Genomic DNA, 15,659 nt, shown 5'->3' on the forward strand with positions numbered 1-15,659 from the left:
CCGCTTCCAAGCGCCGCGGCGGATCAAGGAGAATCGATGCAAGTAAAGAAATCCTGGCTGGAGCGCGCCTTCTACGCCGTGGCTTACGAACTGTGCGCCGTGATGTTGTTGATGCTCTTGGCCAGCTGGCTATTGAATCAGGACACCGCGCAGATCGGCGCGCTGGCCCTGATGATGACCACGGCGGCGATGTCGTGGAACATCGTCTTCAACGCGCTGTTCGAACGCGTGGAACGGCGGCGCGGCTGGACGCGGACCCCGGCGTTGCGGGCGGCGCACGCGCTCTTGTTCGAGGGCGGCTTGGTGATTCTGCTGGTGCCGCTGGCGGCCTGGTGGCTGGAGATCAGTTACTGGCAGGCCTTCTTGCTGGATATCGGCTTTTTCCTGTTCTTCCTGCCCTATACCTTTGTTTTCAACTGGCTGTACGACGGACTGCGCGCCAGCCTGTTGCGCCGCCTGAGCCGCGCCCGCGCCGGCATGGCTTGATGTATCGGTTTTATCGATGGTTATTATTTTTTAACCATCCGAAAAACCAATCAGAATAGCGACTATCTTGACGTTCGCGATCTTGCGGACCAAGGCGAGACAAGGCTTTGCGGCCGAGACAGCGGAATGCGCGAGCGCTTCATGCGCGTTTCGAAGCGGTCTTCAAGCCTCTGTCCAACAATCCCGCCGCGGCGCAGCGGATCGTGAACGGATTCTTTAAACGGTCATGATTGTGAAATAGTATGGACAAACAAAAATCCTGGCTGGAGCGAGGCTTCCACGCCGTGATGTACGAACTGTGCGCGATGGCCCTGCTGGTGCCCTTGGCTTCCTTGGTGATGGAACAAAGCCTGCTGCACATGGGCGCGCTGGCCTTCATGATGTCCACCGCGGCCATGTTGTGGAACGTGGTGTTCAATATGCTGTTCGACCGCCTGGAAGCGGCGATGGGCTGGAGCCGCACGGTGGGCGTGCGCTGCTTGCACGCGCTGATGTTCGAGGGCGGCCTGGTGTTCATGCTGGTGCCCTTGGCGGCCTGGTGGCTGAACGTCAGCTACTGGCAGGCTTTCTTGCTGGATTTGGGCTTCTTCGCCTTCTTCCTGCCTTACACTTATGTATTCAACTGGCTGTACGACGCCCTGCGCGCCAAGCTGCGCGAGCGCGGCGGCAAGCCTTGCGCCGAACTGGAGTCTTGAATGAAAACCTGGTTGTTCCTGGCCGTCGCCATCGTCAGCGAGGTGATCGCCACCTCCTCGCTGAAGGCCTCCGACGGCTTTACCCGGATCGGCCCATCCTTGCTGACGGCCGCCGGCTATATGCTGGCCTTCTACATGCTGTCGCTGACCCTGCGCCAGATCCCGGTGGGCGTGGCTTACGCGCTGTGGTCCGGCGTCGGCATCGTGCTGGTTTCCATCGTCGGCTGGGTCATGTACGGCCAGAAGCTGGACGCGCCGGCGATGATAGGCATGGGCCTGATCGTGGCCGGGGTTTTGGTGATGAATCTGATGTCCAAGTCCGTGGCGCATTGAGTCGAGGCCCCGCTCTCGGCCCGCGCGGCGGAAGAGGGCGGAACGCAAAAACCGGCCGGGAATCCCGGCCGGTTTTATTTTGCGTGATGGCGCCGCTCAGTGCGTCTTGGGATTGTGGAAGACCGGCTTGCCGGCCAGCCAGGTTTGATGCACCGGGATGTCGCGCAGCGATCCGGCCGGCACCGCCGGGTCCAGCGGGTCCTGTTCCAGGATGGCCAGGTCCGCCAGTTTGCCCGGTTCCAGCGAGCCGACGATGTGGTCCATATGGCACTGCCAGGCGGCGTCCAGCGTCACCGCGCGCAGCGCGGAGAGGCGGTCCAGACACTCCGCCGGATTCAGCGCCTGCCGCTCCGGGTCCGCCTCCATCACCCGCGTTACCGCCTGTTCCATCATCCGCAGCGTGCCCAGCGGCGACACGAAGTGATCCGAATGCAGGCTGATGCGCAGGCCGGCCTTGAGCGCGGACTGACAGCGGTCCAGCATCTGGGCGCGCTCGCGGCCCAGGATGGTGGTCTTGAAAGTGTGGCCCCAGTAACCGACGTGGCCGATCAGGAAGCTGGGCGACAGTTTCAGCCGCGCCATGGTGGCGATGCTGGCGTCGCTCAGCAGCGAGGCGTGTTCGATGCGCGAGCGCAGCGCCAGCTTGGGATTGGGCGCGCCGTCCTTGGCGTTTTCGTCGTACAGCGCCAGTTCGAAGGCGGCCAGCACGTAATCCACCGCCTGATCGCCGTTGGCGTGCACCAGCACCGGCCAGCCGGCGTTCAGCGCGCGCTGCAACTGGGCGGCGAAGGTGATGGGCGGCTCGAAGTTGAACAGGCCGCGCGGAGAGACATTGGGCACGCTGTGCTGGTCCGCGCAGCAATAGTCTTGCGATTGGTAGCCGGTCAGGCCCTGATTGGAGCCGTCGGCGATCAGCTTGAGCGCGCGGATGCTGAAGCGGTCGTCGTCGTGCGGAATGTGATTGGGCTGGAAGGTGTGCAGCCACTGCTCTTGCAGCCAGTCCTGGTTGGAGTACAGCGCCGCGCCGATGCGCACCGGCGCCAGCGGGCTTTGGGCGAAGGCGCGCAGCAGCGTGATTTCCAGCTGGCCCATGGCGGCGCCCAGGCCGGCGTCGAACAGCGTGGTCATGCCTCTGGACGCGGCCTCGTGCAGGATTTCCTGCAGCTTGCTCAGCAAGTGCGGAGCGGCCAGGCCGGGAATCACCGCCAGCACCTTGCCGACGTCGGCCTCGGTGGTGACCCCCTTGGTGTCGGGGTCCAGCCCGGCCAGCTTCATCGCCGGGGAGTTGGCGTAACCCAGGTGGCCGGAGGCGTTGATCAGGAAGATGGGCGTCTCGGTGCTGATCTGGTCCAGAAAGGGCTGATCCGGCTCCAGCCATTCCGTCATCAGCGAAGGGTCCACGCCAAAGCCGGTCAGCCATTGCGGCGCGTCGGCGCGCGCGTGGCCGTGCCGGGCGGTCAGCTCGTTGCGCAGCTTCTCGGCAATCCAGCCCAGATTGTAGCCCGGGCGCAGGATCTGATCCTCGAAGGGGCTCAGATTGACCCAGTTGCGGTACAGCGCGCTGGGCAGGATGTGCATATGCGGGTCCACCATGCCCGGCAGCAGGGTCTTGCCGCGCAGATCGATCCGCTCCGCGCGCGGCTGGGCCTGCATATCGGCCTCCACCTGCCGCAGGCTGCCCACCGACACCACCTTGCCGTGGGCGACGCCCAGCGCCTCCACCCGGCCGGGCTGTCCGCCTTGCAGCGTGTAGATGGGGCCGCCGTGGAAAATGGCCGCGTCCTGATGCAGCGCCAGCTTGGCGCGCTCGGCGGCGACGCGGATCAGGCCGGACAGGCTTTCGGTCCAGTTGTGATGTTGCAAGGCGTCCAGCTGGGTGGACAGCCGGGGCAGCGTGCAGCACGCGCAGCCGGGTTGATGGGGAAGGGACATGGGCGCTCCTGTGCATGGCGTCGGGACGGCGCGGCGGCGCCGCGCACAGGGCGAATTGTATGCCGATGGCAAGAGCGCCAGGCTGACAAAAGCTGAGCAAGGCCCGGCCCGCGCCGGGCCCTTGCGCCGCCGCGCGCCTCAGACCGGCGGCGCCGACTCCGTCGCGCAACCCAGCTTGGCGTTCAGATACACCGGCGCGCCGGAGCGCCAGGTCTGCAGCACCGCGATATCGCGCAGATTGCTCACCGCCGGGTCCAGCGGGTCCTGCTCCAGCACCACCAGATCCGCCAGCTTGCCCGGCTCAAGCGAACCCACGACATGGTCCATATGGCATTGCCAGGCGGCGTCCAGCGTCACCGCGCGCAAGGCGCTGAGCCGGTCCAGCCGTTCCGCCGGGTTCAGCGCCGGCTTGCCGCCGGCCTGTTCCGGCGCCGCCTCCATCACCCGGAAAATCGCCTGCTCCATCATGCGCAAGCCGCCCAGCGGGGTGACGAAGTGGTCCGAATGCAGGCTGATGCGCAGGCCGGCGCGCTTGGCGGACAGACAGCGGTCCAGCAGCTTGGCGCGCGCCTCGCCCAGAATGGTCTGCTGGAAGGCGTGGCCCCAATAGCCGACGTGGCCGATCAAAAAACTGGGCGACAACTGCAGCTGCGCCATCTGGGAAATGTGCTCGTCGGTCAAGAGCGAAGCGTGTTCGATGCGATGACGCAGCCGCGCGCCGGCGCAATCCGGGCGCAGCGGCGCGGACGGGTGATTGAGCGCGTGCTCGTAAGCCTGCAGCACCTCGTCGATGGCGCGGTCGCCGTTGGCGTGCACCATGGCCGGCCAGCCGTGCTCCACCGCCTGCCGCAAATGCGGGGTAAAGGCGCTGGGCGGGCGGAAATTGAACAGGCCGGTGGCCGGCACATTGGGCACCTGGTGCTGCGGATAGCATTTATAGGCCTCGGTCTGATAGCCGGTCAGCCCCTGGTTGGAACCGTCCGACACCAGTTTCAGCGCCTTGATGCTGAAGCGCTTGTCCTCCATGCCGTCCAGGTCCGGGCGGAACAGCCGCGTCCACTCGTCCATCTGCCGCGTCTCGTTGGAAAACAGCGCGGCGGCGATGCGCACCGGGTTCAGCGCGGTCTGGGCCACCAAGTCCAGCAGCAAGACCTCGAACACCCCCTTGCCGGAACCCAGGCCGGCGTCGAACAGCGTGGTGTTGCCCATCTTGGCCGCGCCGTGCAGCACCTGGCTGATGCTGGCGAGCAGCGTGGTGGGGGACGGGGAGGGCAGCGCCGGCATCATCTGCAGCACCTGCTCCTCCACCAGCACGCCCTTGCACTCCGGGCTGATGCCGGCCTTGGCCAGCGCCGGCGCGTTGGCGTAGCCGATATGGCCGGAAGCGTTCATCAGGAAAATGGGGGTCTGATCGCCAAACTGGGCGAACCAGTCCAGATCCGGCTCGGTCCACTCCCGCATCAGCGAGGGATCCAGGCCGAAACCCAGCACCCAGGCCGCGCCGTCCTTGGCCTTTTGCTGTTTCTTGGGGTCGGCCAGCGCCGCGCGCACCGTGTCCACCACCCCGGCGATGTTGTAATCCGGCTTCAGCGTCTGGCCGGAGAACGCGCCCACGTATTGCCAGGACGAGAACAAGGCGCTGGGCAGGATATGCATGTGGGGATCGACGAAGCCGGGCAGCAGGGTGCCGCCTTCCAGCGACATCTCCTCCGGTTTCTTATGGCCGGCGGCGGCCATGGCCTGCCGCACCTCCTCGCGCGAACCCGTCGCCACGATGCGGCCCTTGGCGATGCCGACGGCGTCCACCGTCTGCCTCCCGCTGCTGGCCAGGGTATGGATGGGCCCGCCGTAAATGATCAGCGTCTGCGGCGGCGAGGGCGGCAACAACCGTTTTTCCTGCTGGCGGATCAGCCGTTTGGCCTCGTCCTGCCAGTCCGGCCGCTCAAACAGCTCATCGTGCAGCTGAGCCAACAAGGGAAGAGTGCAGCAGGCGCAGCCTGGACCGTGCGGGTGATGATGACTCATGGCGGATGTCCGGTTGAAACGCCGGCTCCGGGAGAAGCGCGGGGCCGCGCGCGAGGAACGGAAAAAGCGATGTCATTATAGGCGGCGTCCCGGCGCAAAAAAACGCCGAACTGGCCATTCGGGCGGGGGCGGGCCGCCGCGCCCGGCCTCGCGGCGCACAGCGGATTGTGAACCGGCTCTCAGCCGCCGCACACCTGATTGCGGCCGTGCTGCTTGGCGTGATACAGCCGCTCGTCCGCCAGCTTCAGCAGCCGGCTGACCTCGGGCATGTCGGACGCCGCCACGCCTATGCTCACCGTGTAGCGCAGCCCGCCCTTGGCGGTGGTCAGAATGCAGCCCTCTATCGCCAGGCGCAGGCTCTCCAGCCGGCACACCATGTCCAGCTCGATGGGGCTGGGGCTGAGAATCACGAACTCCTCGCCGCCAAAGCGCGCCACGATGCCGTCCGGGAAAAACTGCTCCATCAGCCGCGCGGTGTTGCAGATCACCTGATCGCCGACATCGTGGCCGTATTGATCGTTCACCCGCTTGAAGTGATCGATGTCCAGCACCGCCACCCCGTAGCCGTTCTTCAGCTGCATCACCTGCTCAAAAAAATGCCGGCGGTTGGACAAATTGGTCAGCGGGTCGCGGTCCGCGGTTTCCTTCAGGGATTCCAGGTTCTCCACAAACTCCACATTGCGGGTGACGCGGCAGAAGAACTCCTCAAAGTTAAACGGCTTTTGCAGGAAGTCGTCCGCCCCGGCCTTGATGAAGCGCGTGGTCATGGTGGGGTCCTGGTTGCCGGAAATGCCGATGATGGCCAGGCGGTCGTGATCCAGGAAGCGGCGTATCGTGCTGGTCATCCGTACCCCGTCCATGCCCGGCATGTCGTTGTCGCTCAGCACCAGCTTGATGTGCTTGTCGCGGTGCAAAATCTCCAGCGCCTGCTTGGCGTCCTCCGCCTCCAGCACCTGGTAGCGGTGGCGCTCCAGGTTCTCGCGCAGAAACTGGCGGTAGGACGCGGAATCGTCCACCACCAGCACCTTGATGCCCGGATTCTTGCGGATGCGGGTCAGCATCCGCATCACGTAATCAAAGGCCGCCGGGCTTTCCTTGCTGACGTAATCCACCACCGGCAGCTGCAAGATGCGGTCGCGCACCTCGCCGTCGGTGCGCGAAGTCAGCACGATGGTGGGGATGGCCTCTTGAAACAGCAAAGGCAAATGCTCGCCGCCGGGCGAATCCGGCAAATTGTAATCCGCCACCGCGGCGAGGAAATGCTGGCCGGACGTCAGCGCCTCGCGCACCTCCAGCAGCGAACACACCGGCACCGGCGTAAGGCCGATTTCCTCCACCATGCGGCACAAGGGGCGGATCAACACCATGCTGTCTTCAATCACCAAAACACGCGTTTCTTCGCTCATCGTCCGCATATCCCTTGCCTACCGCCTGATCCGCCCGCGCCGGCTCTCGGAGAACACTCCAAAACCGGGTATAATCGACCCATTTTTTCCATTCTAGAAGAACTACGATTCATCACCATGGAACTTGCCAAAAGCTTTGAACCCGGCGACATCGAACGTCGCTGGTACGATCAGTGGGAACAGGCCGGCTACTTCAAGCCCAGCATGGACACCGCCAAACCGTCCTTCGCCATCCAGCTGCCGCCGCCCAATGTGACCGGCACCCTGCACATGGGCCACGCCTTCAATCAGACTATTATGGACGGTCTGACCCGGTATTACCGGATGAAGGGCGACAACACCTTGTGGGTGCCCGGCACCGACCACGCCGGCATCGCCACCCAGATCGTGGTGGAGCGCCAACTGGCCGAGCAGGGCGTCAACCGCCACGACCTGGGCCGCGACGCCTTCACCTCCAAAGTGTGGGAATGGAAAGAGCAATCCGGCGGCACCATCACCAGCCAGATGCGCCGCGTCGGCTGCTCCGTGGACTGGGACCGTGAATACTTCACCATGGACGACACCCGCGCCGAAGTGGTGACCGAAGTCTTCGTCCGCCTGTTCGAACAAGGCCTGATCTACCGCGGCAAGCGCCTGTCCAACTGGGACTCCAAGCTGGGCACCGCCATCTCCGACCTCGAAGTGGTTTCCGAGGAAGAAGACGGCCACATGTGGCACATCAAATACCCGGTGGTGGGTAGCGACGAGTTCGTCACCGTCGCCACCACCCGCCCGGAAACCCTGCTGGGCGACGTGGCCGTGGCCATCGCCCCGGACGACGAGCGCTATCAGCACCTGCTGGGCAAGCAGCTGGAACTGCCGCTCACCGGCCGCCAGATCCCGGTGATCGCGGACGAATACGTGGACAAAGAGTTCGGCACCGGCTTCGTCAAGATCACCCCGGCGCACGACTTCAACGACTACCAAGTGGGCAAGCGCCACAGCACCCAGCTCATCAACGTGATGAGCCTGGAAGCCAAAATCCTGGCCAAGGCGCAAATCTTCGGCTTCGACGGCAGCGCCCAGGGCGTGATCGAACTGCCGGCCGCCTACGCCGGCCTCAGCACCCAGGACGCGCGCAAAGCCATGCTGGCGGACCTGCAAGCCCAGGGCTACCTGCTGGACGCCAAGCCGCACAAACTGATGGTCCCGCGCGGCGACCGCACGGGCACCGTGATCGAACCGCTGCTGACCGACCAATGGTTCGTCGCCATGGACAAAGTGGCGTTGGACAAAGACGGCAATCCGGACCCCACCGGTCAATCCATCGCCGCCAAGGCCATTGAAGCCGTGGAAAGCGGCGAAGTGCGCTTCATCCCGGAAAACTGGGTCAACACCTACAACCAGTGGATGAAGAACATCCAGGACTGGTGCATCAGCCGCCAACTGTGGTGGGGCCACCAAATCCCGGCCTGGTACGACGAAGACGGCAATATCTACGTGGCCCGCAGCGAGGCCGACGCCCAGGCGCAAGCGCCGGGCAAGACCCTGCGCCGCGAACAAGACGTGCTGGACACCTGGTTCAGCTCCGCCCTGGTGCCGTTCTCCACCCTGGGCTGGCCGCAAGACACCCCCGAACTGCGCGCCTTCCTCACCTCCAACGTGCTGGTGACCGGCTACGAAATCATCTTCTTCTGGGTGGCCCGGATGATCATGATGACCAAGCACTTCACCGGCAAGGTCCCGTTCCGCGACGTCTACATCCACGGCATGGTGCGCGACCACGAAGGCAAGAAGATGTCCAAGTCCGAGGGCAACGTCATCGACCCGGTGGACCTGATCGACGGCATCGCGCTGGAACCGCTGGTGGCCAAGCGCACCACCGGCCTGCGCCGCCCGGAAAAAGCCCCGGCCATCGCCAAGGCCACGGAAAAGCTGTTCCCGGAAGGCATCCCGGCTTACGGCACGGACGCGCTGCGCTTCACCATGGCCAGCTACGCCACCCTGGGCCGCAGCGTCAACTTCGACTTCAAACGCGCCGAAGGCTACCGCAACTTCTGCAACAAGCTGTGGAACGCCACCCGCTTCGTGATGATGAACGTGGAAGGCAAGGACTGCGGCCAGGACGAAAGCCTGCCGCTGGAGTTCTCCTTTGTTGACCAGTGGATCATCGGCCGCCTGCAACAGGCCGAGATCGACGTCACCAACGCGCTGGAAACCTACCGCTTCGACATCGCCGCCCAGACCATCTACGAATTCATCTGGAACGAGTACTGCGACTGGTACGTGGAACTGGCCAAGGTGCAGCTGCAAACCGGCAACGAAGCCCAGCAGCGCGCCACCCGCCGCACCATCGTCCGCGTACTGGAAGTGGCGCTGCGCCTGACCCACCCGCTGATGCCCTTCATCACCGAAGAGCTGTGGCAGACCGTGGCCCCGCTGGCCAACGCCAATACCACCCCGTCCATCATGCTGGCCCCGTGGCCGGTGGCGGACGCCGGCAAGATCAACGCCGCCGCCAACACCCGCATGGACGCGTTCAAGGACATGGTCAACGCGGTGCGCAATCTGCGCGGCGAAATGGGCATCGGACCGGCCGTCAAAGCGCCGCTGTTCATCGAAACCGGCGACGCCACGGTGGCGGACTTCGTGCCCTACCTCAAGCTGCTGGCGCGGTTGACCGAAGGTTCCATCGTCGCCGCGCTGCCGGAAGACGACGCCCCGGTGGCCATCTCCGGCGACGCCCGCCTGATGCTGAAGGTGGAAGTGGACAAGGCCGCGGAAACCGCGCGCCTGAGCAAAGAGCAGGGCAAGGCGGAAGCCGAACTGGCCAAGCTCACCGCCAAGCTGGAAAAGCCGGGCTATGTCGACAAAGCTCCGGCCCACCTGGTGGAACGCGACAAGGCGCAGTTGGCCGAGTTGAACGACAAGCTGGACAAGATCAAGGTGCAGTTGGCCAAGCTGGCTTGATCATTTAAGCGTTATTGGCGATAAACCCCCGTCATCGAAAGATGGCGGGGGTTTTGCGTAACAGGGGTTAAGTTTTGTGAATATTTTGGCTTCAAGAGGTGGCGAATCTTGTTGCGAGTTGATTGGTTTTGTGGTGTTTGAATTGGGTTTTTAGAAAAAGAATTTTAAAAGGATGAATGACATGAAGATGGCAAGAGTGTGGGCACTGGCAGTGCTGATTAGCTTGTCCGGTTGTGCGACACGAATCAATATGGCGGTTGGTTTGGCGCAGCAGCTGCCTGATGCGAGAGTGTCGATTCTAAAAGTGCCAGAGTGTAAAAGGGCGCAACCATGTGGCACGATAAGAGGTGTGTGGGATGTCCGAGGCAAGGAGGTTGTGCCTTCGCCTGGATTTAATCAGAACTATAGCGAATTAAGGTTGCCTCCAGGAGGGTATCGGATATTAATGAGGGTGAATAAAGGGGACTCTTATGGCTTCCCCGTTACTGTTATGCACTTGAAGCCAGGTATGAGCTATGTCTTATTGTCTCAGGTAATAATGGATGACCGCATGGTGCGAGTTACCTATAAGGAAATCCCGAATGATGGTGAATTATCCTCCTTGGGCTCATTTAAGTCCAATCCAGTGGTGCAGCCTAAAGAGGCTATTCGACCTTTGAAAGAAGGTGTTGCGAAAGTACGTTTTATCTCCTCTGTTTACGGTGGGGCTTTGAGATTGTACCCGAATGACCAATGCAACGAAGGTACAGCATTGATTGGTGTTTATGGTTTCGGTGAGGTGTTCGCTTCTTTATTTAAAAAACCGCTGCGAGTGGATATGTTGGACCCTAAGGGTGCAGATGATAATGGTGTGGCGGAACTCGAGTTCAATGATGGTGCTCGTGTTAACTTTGCCTTCGTTCCGGCTCCGATGTATGCGAATTACTGCCGAAAGTCCGCCAGCTTTATCGCCAAGGCTGGCGAGCAATATGAAGTTAATGTGCAGGATGGCATGGGTCAATGCATAATGACGGTGGTAAGTCTTCAAGAAAAAGGTGGTGAAGTCAGTCGAGAGTTAGTGCGAGGCTTGCAACCATTGTATTGTGGTGTGGTTAATTATTGAGGTGGTGATTGCTGTTTTTGATGGGCATAAATTTCGCCAGTTCAGTATCATGATTGTTTGGGTTGGTGATGAGTGTTTTCTAAATAAAAGAGCTATAAAATGAAATTAAATTTCCGTGGTTATATTTGGATTTTGATCTTTTCACAACTACTGTCTGCTTGTGGAGGTGGAGGTGGAGGTGGAGGTAGCCAGCAAAACCCAGGAAAAATAGAGGTAGAAAAGCCAGTTCCTCCTGTTGAGCCCCCTAAGCCTCCAGATGTCCCTCAGCCCCCAGTGACTCCAGAGCCACAAGAGCTATTGGGGGGGAGGGTTGACAAGGAGGTTCAAGCCTATATGGCTTATGAGGTGGGGGGGGTAGCTGGTGTTTATGTGGACACCAGCACCAATGTGGACTTGAAGGTAGTGCCAAATGGATCCGTGGTGGGTTCCTTGGAGATATTAGGTGGGAATTTTCCTTGGCACGGTCTTGATATTCCTTTCTACCCTGGTGTGGTGGCCTTGGGCCGGGTGAGTAAGCTGGTGTATGGATTTCAAGTGGATCAGTATTTATATAACTCAGGGGTGTTTAGATGTTCTATAGGAAATTGTGTTCAAACAATTTCCATGCAAACATTGTCTGAGAGCGGATATGGAAGCTCAGGGATTGGGAGCTGGAAATATGTTAGTCCGAAGGGGAATGGCGGTTATATGCTCCAGAGAGTTGGTCTTGGTTCTTTTGTCTTTGGAGAGCCAACTCCTTCTGAAAAGGTGAGGGTGCTTTCCTCTGCTAAATATTCAGGGTATTTGCAGGGTAATCCGGAGTATTATTGGGCTGCTGATAGCGCATACTTTCAGTTAACTGGGGTTGTGGGTGTGGAGTATAGTAATGCCACCGATACTTTGAATATAAGTTTGGGTGATTTTAGATATTGGCGTGGCTACATGGGCTTGGCCCCAGCGAATTTGGTTTCTGATGAAATAGTAGGTCCAGGGAACTACATGACAGACAAAACTATTACATGTCTTGCATATAGAATTTCCGCTACTGACTTGTATGGGTGCGATATAGCTGTTCCGGGCTTACAGGGGAAGTTGAAAGGGAAATTTTATGGGGGAAAAGGTAGGGAATTTTCTGGAACCTTTACGTTGAGGGGGCTGGTATATGGAAGCTCTTTTCAAGAAGGAGCAGTTGGTGCATTTCTGTCAAAAGTAAATAATTGATTTTGAAAGATTTGTTTTGATGGGGTGGCGGGGTCGTTATGGTACGTTGGTCATTGCCCCGCTTGACTCCCCCCTCCATCTAGCCAACAATGGTCCCCGCGCTGCCACACAAACAGCGCCGGGACTGGTCTCCTGAGTTTGTATCTTGGCGGACACGCCGCGAAAGCGGCTTTTTCGTGTCCGGTTGCTATTGCTTTGCCTAAAATCTGGGCGGGCCATGGCGGGGGCGCCCATGGGCGCGCCGGACCAAGATACCGGTGAGACCAGCCTTGTCATGTGCCCGCCTTGCCGCTTTGCCGGCCAGGCCCTTCATTTAAGGAGGTTGCAATGGCGAAGTCAGTCCGTCCGATGCCCAACATCGAATCCACTCCATCCCATTCCAAGGATCCCGCCGTCCAGCAGGACAGCGTTCCCCCGCAACAGCCGGCGCTGCGGCGCTCGCTATACCGCTGCGCTTCCGTGGAAATCCAGGCAACCCGCCTGCCTTTTGTCCGCTTCATTCCGGGGCGAAATCATCCGCATTACTGGCAGCCGGCCGAACCCGAGGATTACGCCGAGGCCTGCATGCTGGGCCGCCAGTACGCCGCGCACCTGGCGCAGTGGCTGAAAAGCAATGAGCTGGACGCCGGCCGCGGCCTGCTGCTGCGCATTGCCAGGGATATGGATCACAGCGACCGCAGCCACCGCAACGGCTTGCGCCGCGGCTTTTTCAACTATCTGGAGATCTTGCTGGGCGTGGCCGGGCGGCAGTTGAACCTGTACCGCCACGTGGAGGCGATGCACCAGTTGCAGCGCAACCGGGATCTGATGGCGTGGCTGGAGGGCAAGCGCAAGCCCTGAGCCGCCGGAAGCTTGAGTGAAGAAACCCGCCGCGAGGCGGGTTTCTGCTTAGAGCGTGTTTACGATCTCGCGAGCTAAGGTGAGACAAGGCGAAAACCGCTGAGAAAGCGGAGTGTACACACGGTACATGAGCATTTCGAAGGGGTACTCACCGTGTAACGCTCCACAACGCGCAGCAGATCGTAAACAGGTTCTTAGGTCTTTGTCAGGCTTACTTGTTGATCTTAAGCCGTGACCACAGCCGGCTTTGCAAGCTCATGATGGATTGGGGCAGCGGCTTGATCAGGGTCATATTCTTCAGTTCGGCTTCCGGCGGGTAAAGGATGGGGTCGTTGAGCAGGGCCGGGTTCACGTATTTGCGCGCCGTCTTATTGGCCGTCGGGTAGAAGGTTTCATTGGTGATCGCCGCGTTCACCTTGGGGTCCTCAATATAATTGACCCACTTCATCGCCAGCGCGGGATTCTTGGCGTCCTTGGGGATGGCCATCACGTCAAAGGCGAGCAAGCCGCCTTCCTTGACGTTGGCGAAGCGGATCGAATAGGGCTTTTTGGCTTCGCTGGCCCGCTTGCTGGCGATATAGACATCGCCGGAAAACCCCAGGGCCACGCAGATATCGCCGTTGGCGAGGTCATTGATGTAGCCGGAGGTGTTGAAGCGGGAGATATAGGGCCTGACCTTTTTGAGCAGCGCGTAGGCGTCCTCGTAATCCTTGGGGTTGGCGCTGCTCGGGTCTCGGCCCAGGTATTGCAAGGCGGCGGCGAAGACGTTGACCGGCCCGTCGACCACCGACAAGCCGCATTTCGACACCTTGGCCGCCAATTGCGGGTTGAACAGAACCGCCCAGGAGTTCATTTTGACGTCGCTGCCCAGCGCCTGGCTGACTTTCTGCTGGTTATAACCGATGCCGACGGTCACATAAGCCCAGGGCACGCCGTAGAGGTTGCCGGGATCGGCGCCTTCAATCAGCTTCATCAGCACCGGGTCCAGATGCTTCAGATTGCCTATCTTGCTCTTGTCCAGCTTCTGGTAGATGCCGGTCTTGATTTGCCGCGCGAGAAAATTGGAGGTGGGCACCACCACATCGTATCCGGCGTTGCCCAGCAATAATTTGGCTTCCAAGGTGGTATTGCTGTCGTAATTGTCGTAGCGCACCTTGGCGTTCTGCAGTTTTTCAAAATTGGCGATGGTGTCCTTGGCGATGTAGTCCGACCAGTTGTAGACGTTCAGGATTTCGCCTGCATGAACGGGCGCGGCCAGCAAGCCGCTCAGCAGCAGGCCGGCGCGGGCGAGGGCGGTTCTTGATCGTGTTGTCCATTTCTCCATGATGCGTCTCCTTGCTTAGATTTCACTGCTGGACTTAAAGCGTTCGTAAGCGATTTTCAGGCTGGCGCCGATGTCCAGAAACGGCCTGGGCGGCAGCCAGCCCGGCGAACCGTGGGCGAGGACATGGGTCAGCATCTCGCTGGAAACGCCCGAGGCGTATTCGGCCAGCAGCTTGCCCCAGAGCGTGCCGCGCGCCAGGCCGGAGCCATTGCAGCCGGACACGGCGAACAGATTGGGGGCCATTTGTTTGAACAAGGGCCTGCCGCCGCGGGTGCCGCCGAGGTGGCCGGACCAGCTAAAGGCGATGGCCTGGTCGTCCAGCCAGGGAAAGCGCAGCTGCAAGCCGGATAGATGGCGCTGGCGTCGGGTGTGCAAGTCCGCCGCGGCCAGATCCCGGCGACGGAATTCCAGGGTGTTGCGTATCATCAAGCGCTTGTCCCGCGTCAGCCTGACGGTGGCGCCGGTCAGGGCCGCGGACAACATGCCCCAGGGGCGAGGGTTGCCGATGGCGGCCAGTTCCGGCGGGCTCAAGGGCCGGGTCAAGGAGGCGCTGAGCTCCAGCGGCAGCACGTGCGCGCCTTGGAGGCCGGCTCTGCCGGCGAAGGCGCCGGCGCAAACAATGATATGGTCGGCGCGGATGACCCGCCCGTTGCCATGGGCCTCCAGCGCGCCAAGCGGCCCGCTCCGAATTTGGCTGACGTTGAACTGCTCATACACTTCCACTTGGGCGGGCAAGGCGGCCAACAGGCCCTGGACATATTTGGCGGGTTGAATCAGGGCGTTGCCGCCGGCGCAGTGTATGGCCAGCTGGTAAAAGTCCGTGCCCAAGGCATGGGCGAGCGATGCGCCCTGGCATAGCGTGGCTTGCGCGCCCACGGCTTCCAGCGTTTCCAGGAGGCGCGCGGGGCTGGACATTTTTCTGATATCGCTCACGCCAATGTAATAACCGGCGGCGTCGTAATCGCAGTCTATGTGGAATTGTTCAATGTATTGGGCAAGGAGTTGGCTGGCGGCCATGCCGAAGCGGGTTTCATGCCGGTAGTTTTCAAACCCGGCTTGTCGCCAATATTCGCCGTCGTCGGGTTTTTCATGGCAGACGACAAAGCCGGAGTTGCGCGAGGAGGCCCCTTGTCCCAATAATTGACGCTCCACGAGGGTGATGTGGGCGGAGGGGTTTAGCGTGGCCAGATTGATGGCGCAAGAAATGCCCGAAATTCCGCCGCCGATAATCAGGAAATGGGTTTTTAGGTTTTTGTTCAAGCTGGGGAAGGTCTTGCTTGATTCCGTGGTTTCAATCCAGCCGCATTGATTCATTGCTTGCCCTGCTTATGGGGTATTGCCGATTTTTCTAGTGTAAGCAGCGGTTT

12 protein-coding genes are annotated in these 15,659 nt (G+C 60.9%); 7 read left to right on the forward strand and 5 right to left on the reverse strand.

The features are described 5' to 3' along the window. The first annotated feature begins 36 nt into the window (after positions 1–36). The 3 genes from AB1Z25_RS09130 (at position 37) to AB1Z25_RS09140 (ending at position 1,514) form a co-directional block, all read left to right on the forward strand. A complete protein-coding gene (locus AB1Z25_RS09130; RefSeq protein ID WP_107799343.1) occupies positions 37–486 on the forward strand; it encodes a multidrug/biocide efflux PACE transporter in 450 nt (149 codons plus the stop codon). 242 nt (positions 487–728) lie between these two features. Then, positions 729–1,181: a multidrug/biocide efflux PACE transporter gene (locus tag AB1Z25_RS09135; RefSeq protein WP_107799342.1), complete on the forward strand. Its 453-nt coding sequence runs from the start codon at positions 729–731 to the stop codon at positions 1,179–1,181. Next, complete coding sequence (locus tag AB1Z25_RS09140; protein WP_081544619.1) at positions 1,182–1,514, forward strand: DMT family transporter; 333 nt, start codon at positions 1,182–1,184, stop codon at positions 1,512–1,514. Positions 1,515–1,610: 96 nt separating this feature from the next. Here the strand turns inward: AB1Z25_RS09140 and AB1Z25_RS09145 are convergent, their stop codons facing one another. The 3 genes from AB1Z25_RS09145 to AB1Z25_RS09155 all read right to left on the reverse strand — a co-directional run bounded on the left by AB1Z25_RS09145 (position 1,611) and on the right by AB1Z25_RS09155 (position 6,877). After that, positions 1,611–3,446: an amidohydrolase gene (locus AB1Z25_RS09145; RefSeq protein WP_486637074.1), complete on the reverse strand. Its 1,836-nt coding sequence runs from the start codon at positions 3,444–3,446 to the stop codon at positions 1,611–1,613. Positions 3,447–3,584: 138 nt separating this feature from the next. After that, the gene (locus AB1Z25_RS09150; protein ID WP_107799340.1) at positions 3,585–5,471 is read right to left on the reverse strand and encodes an amidohydrolase; all 1,887 of its coding nucleotides are present in this window, start codon (positions 5,469–5,471) and stop codon (positions 3,585–3,587) included. 179 nt (positions 5,472–5,650) lie between these two features. Further along, the gene (locus AB1Z25_RS09155; RefSeq protein WP_107801778.1) at positions 5,651–6,877 is read right to left on the reverse strand and encodes a diguanylate cyclase; all 1,227 of its coding nucleotides are present in this window, start codon (positions 6,875–6,877) and stop codon (positions 5,651–5,653) included. A gap of 117 nt (positions 6,878–6,994) precedes the next feature. Between AB1Z25_RS09155 and AB1Z25_RS09160 the strand changes: the two genes are divergently transcribed. The 4 genes from AB1Z25_RS09160 (at position 6,995) to AB1Z25_RS09175 (ending at position 12,968) form a co-directional block, all read left to right on the forward strand. Beyond that, positions 6,995–9,826: a valine--tRNA ligase gene (locus AB1Z25_RS09160; protein ID WP_486637075.1), complete on the forward strand. Its 2,832-nt coding sequence runs from the start codon at positions 6,995–6,997 to the stop codon at positions 9,824–9,826. A 181-nt stretch (positions 9,827–10,007) separates the two neighbouring features. Then, on the forward strand, positions 10,008–10,928 hold the full coding sequence (locus tag AB1Z25_RS09165; RefSeq protein ID WP_486637076.1) for a hypothetical protein: 921 nt from the start codon (positions 10,008–10,010) through the stop codon (positions 10,926–10,928). Positions 10,929–11,027: 99 nt separating this feature from the next. Then, positions 11,028–12,128, forward strand: a complete 1,101-nt coding sequence (locus AB1Z25_RS09170) for a hypothetical protein (RefSeq protein WP_486637077.1) — start codon at positions 11,028–11,030, stop codon at positions 12,126–12,128. 327 nt (positions 12,129–12,455) lie between these two features. Then, on the forward strand, positions 12,456–12,968 hold the full coding sequence (locus tag AB1Z25_RS09175) for a hypothetical protein (protein WP_486637078.1): 513 nt from the start codon (positions 12,456–12,458) through the stop codon (positions 12,966–12,968). A gap of 211 nt (positions 12,969–13,179) precedes the next feature. Here AB1Z25_RS09175 and AB1Z25_RS09180 read toward each other — a convergent pair whose 3' ends face one another. Both AB1Z25_RS09180 and AB1Z25_RS09185 read right to left on the reverse strand, forming a co-directional pair. After that, entirely contained in the window at positions 13,180–14,292 is a 1,113-nt protein-coding gene (locus AB1Z25_RS09180) for a polyamine ABC transporter substrate-binding protein (RefSeq protein ID WP_486637079.1), read from the reverse strand. A gap of 15 nt (positions 14,293–14,307) precedes the next feature. Further along, a complete protein-coding gene (locus AB1Z25_RS09185) occupies positions 14,308–15,606 on the reverse strand; it encodes an NAD(P)/FAD-dependent oxidoreductase (RefSeq protein ID WP_486637080.1) in 1,299 nt (432 codons plus the stop codon). Positions 15,607–15,659: the final 53 nt, after the last annotated feature.

This window comes from Chromobacterium sp. HL1 (genome assembly GCF_057418835.1).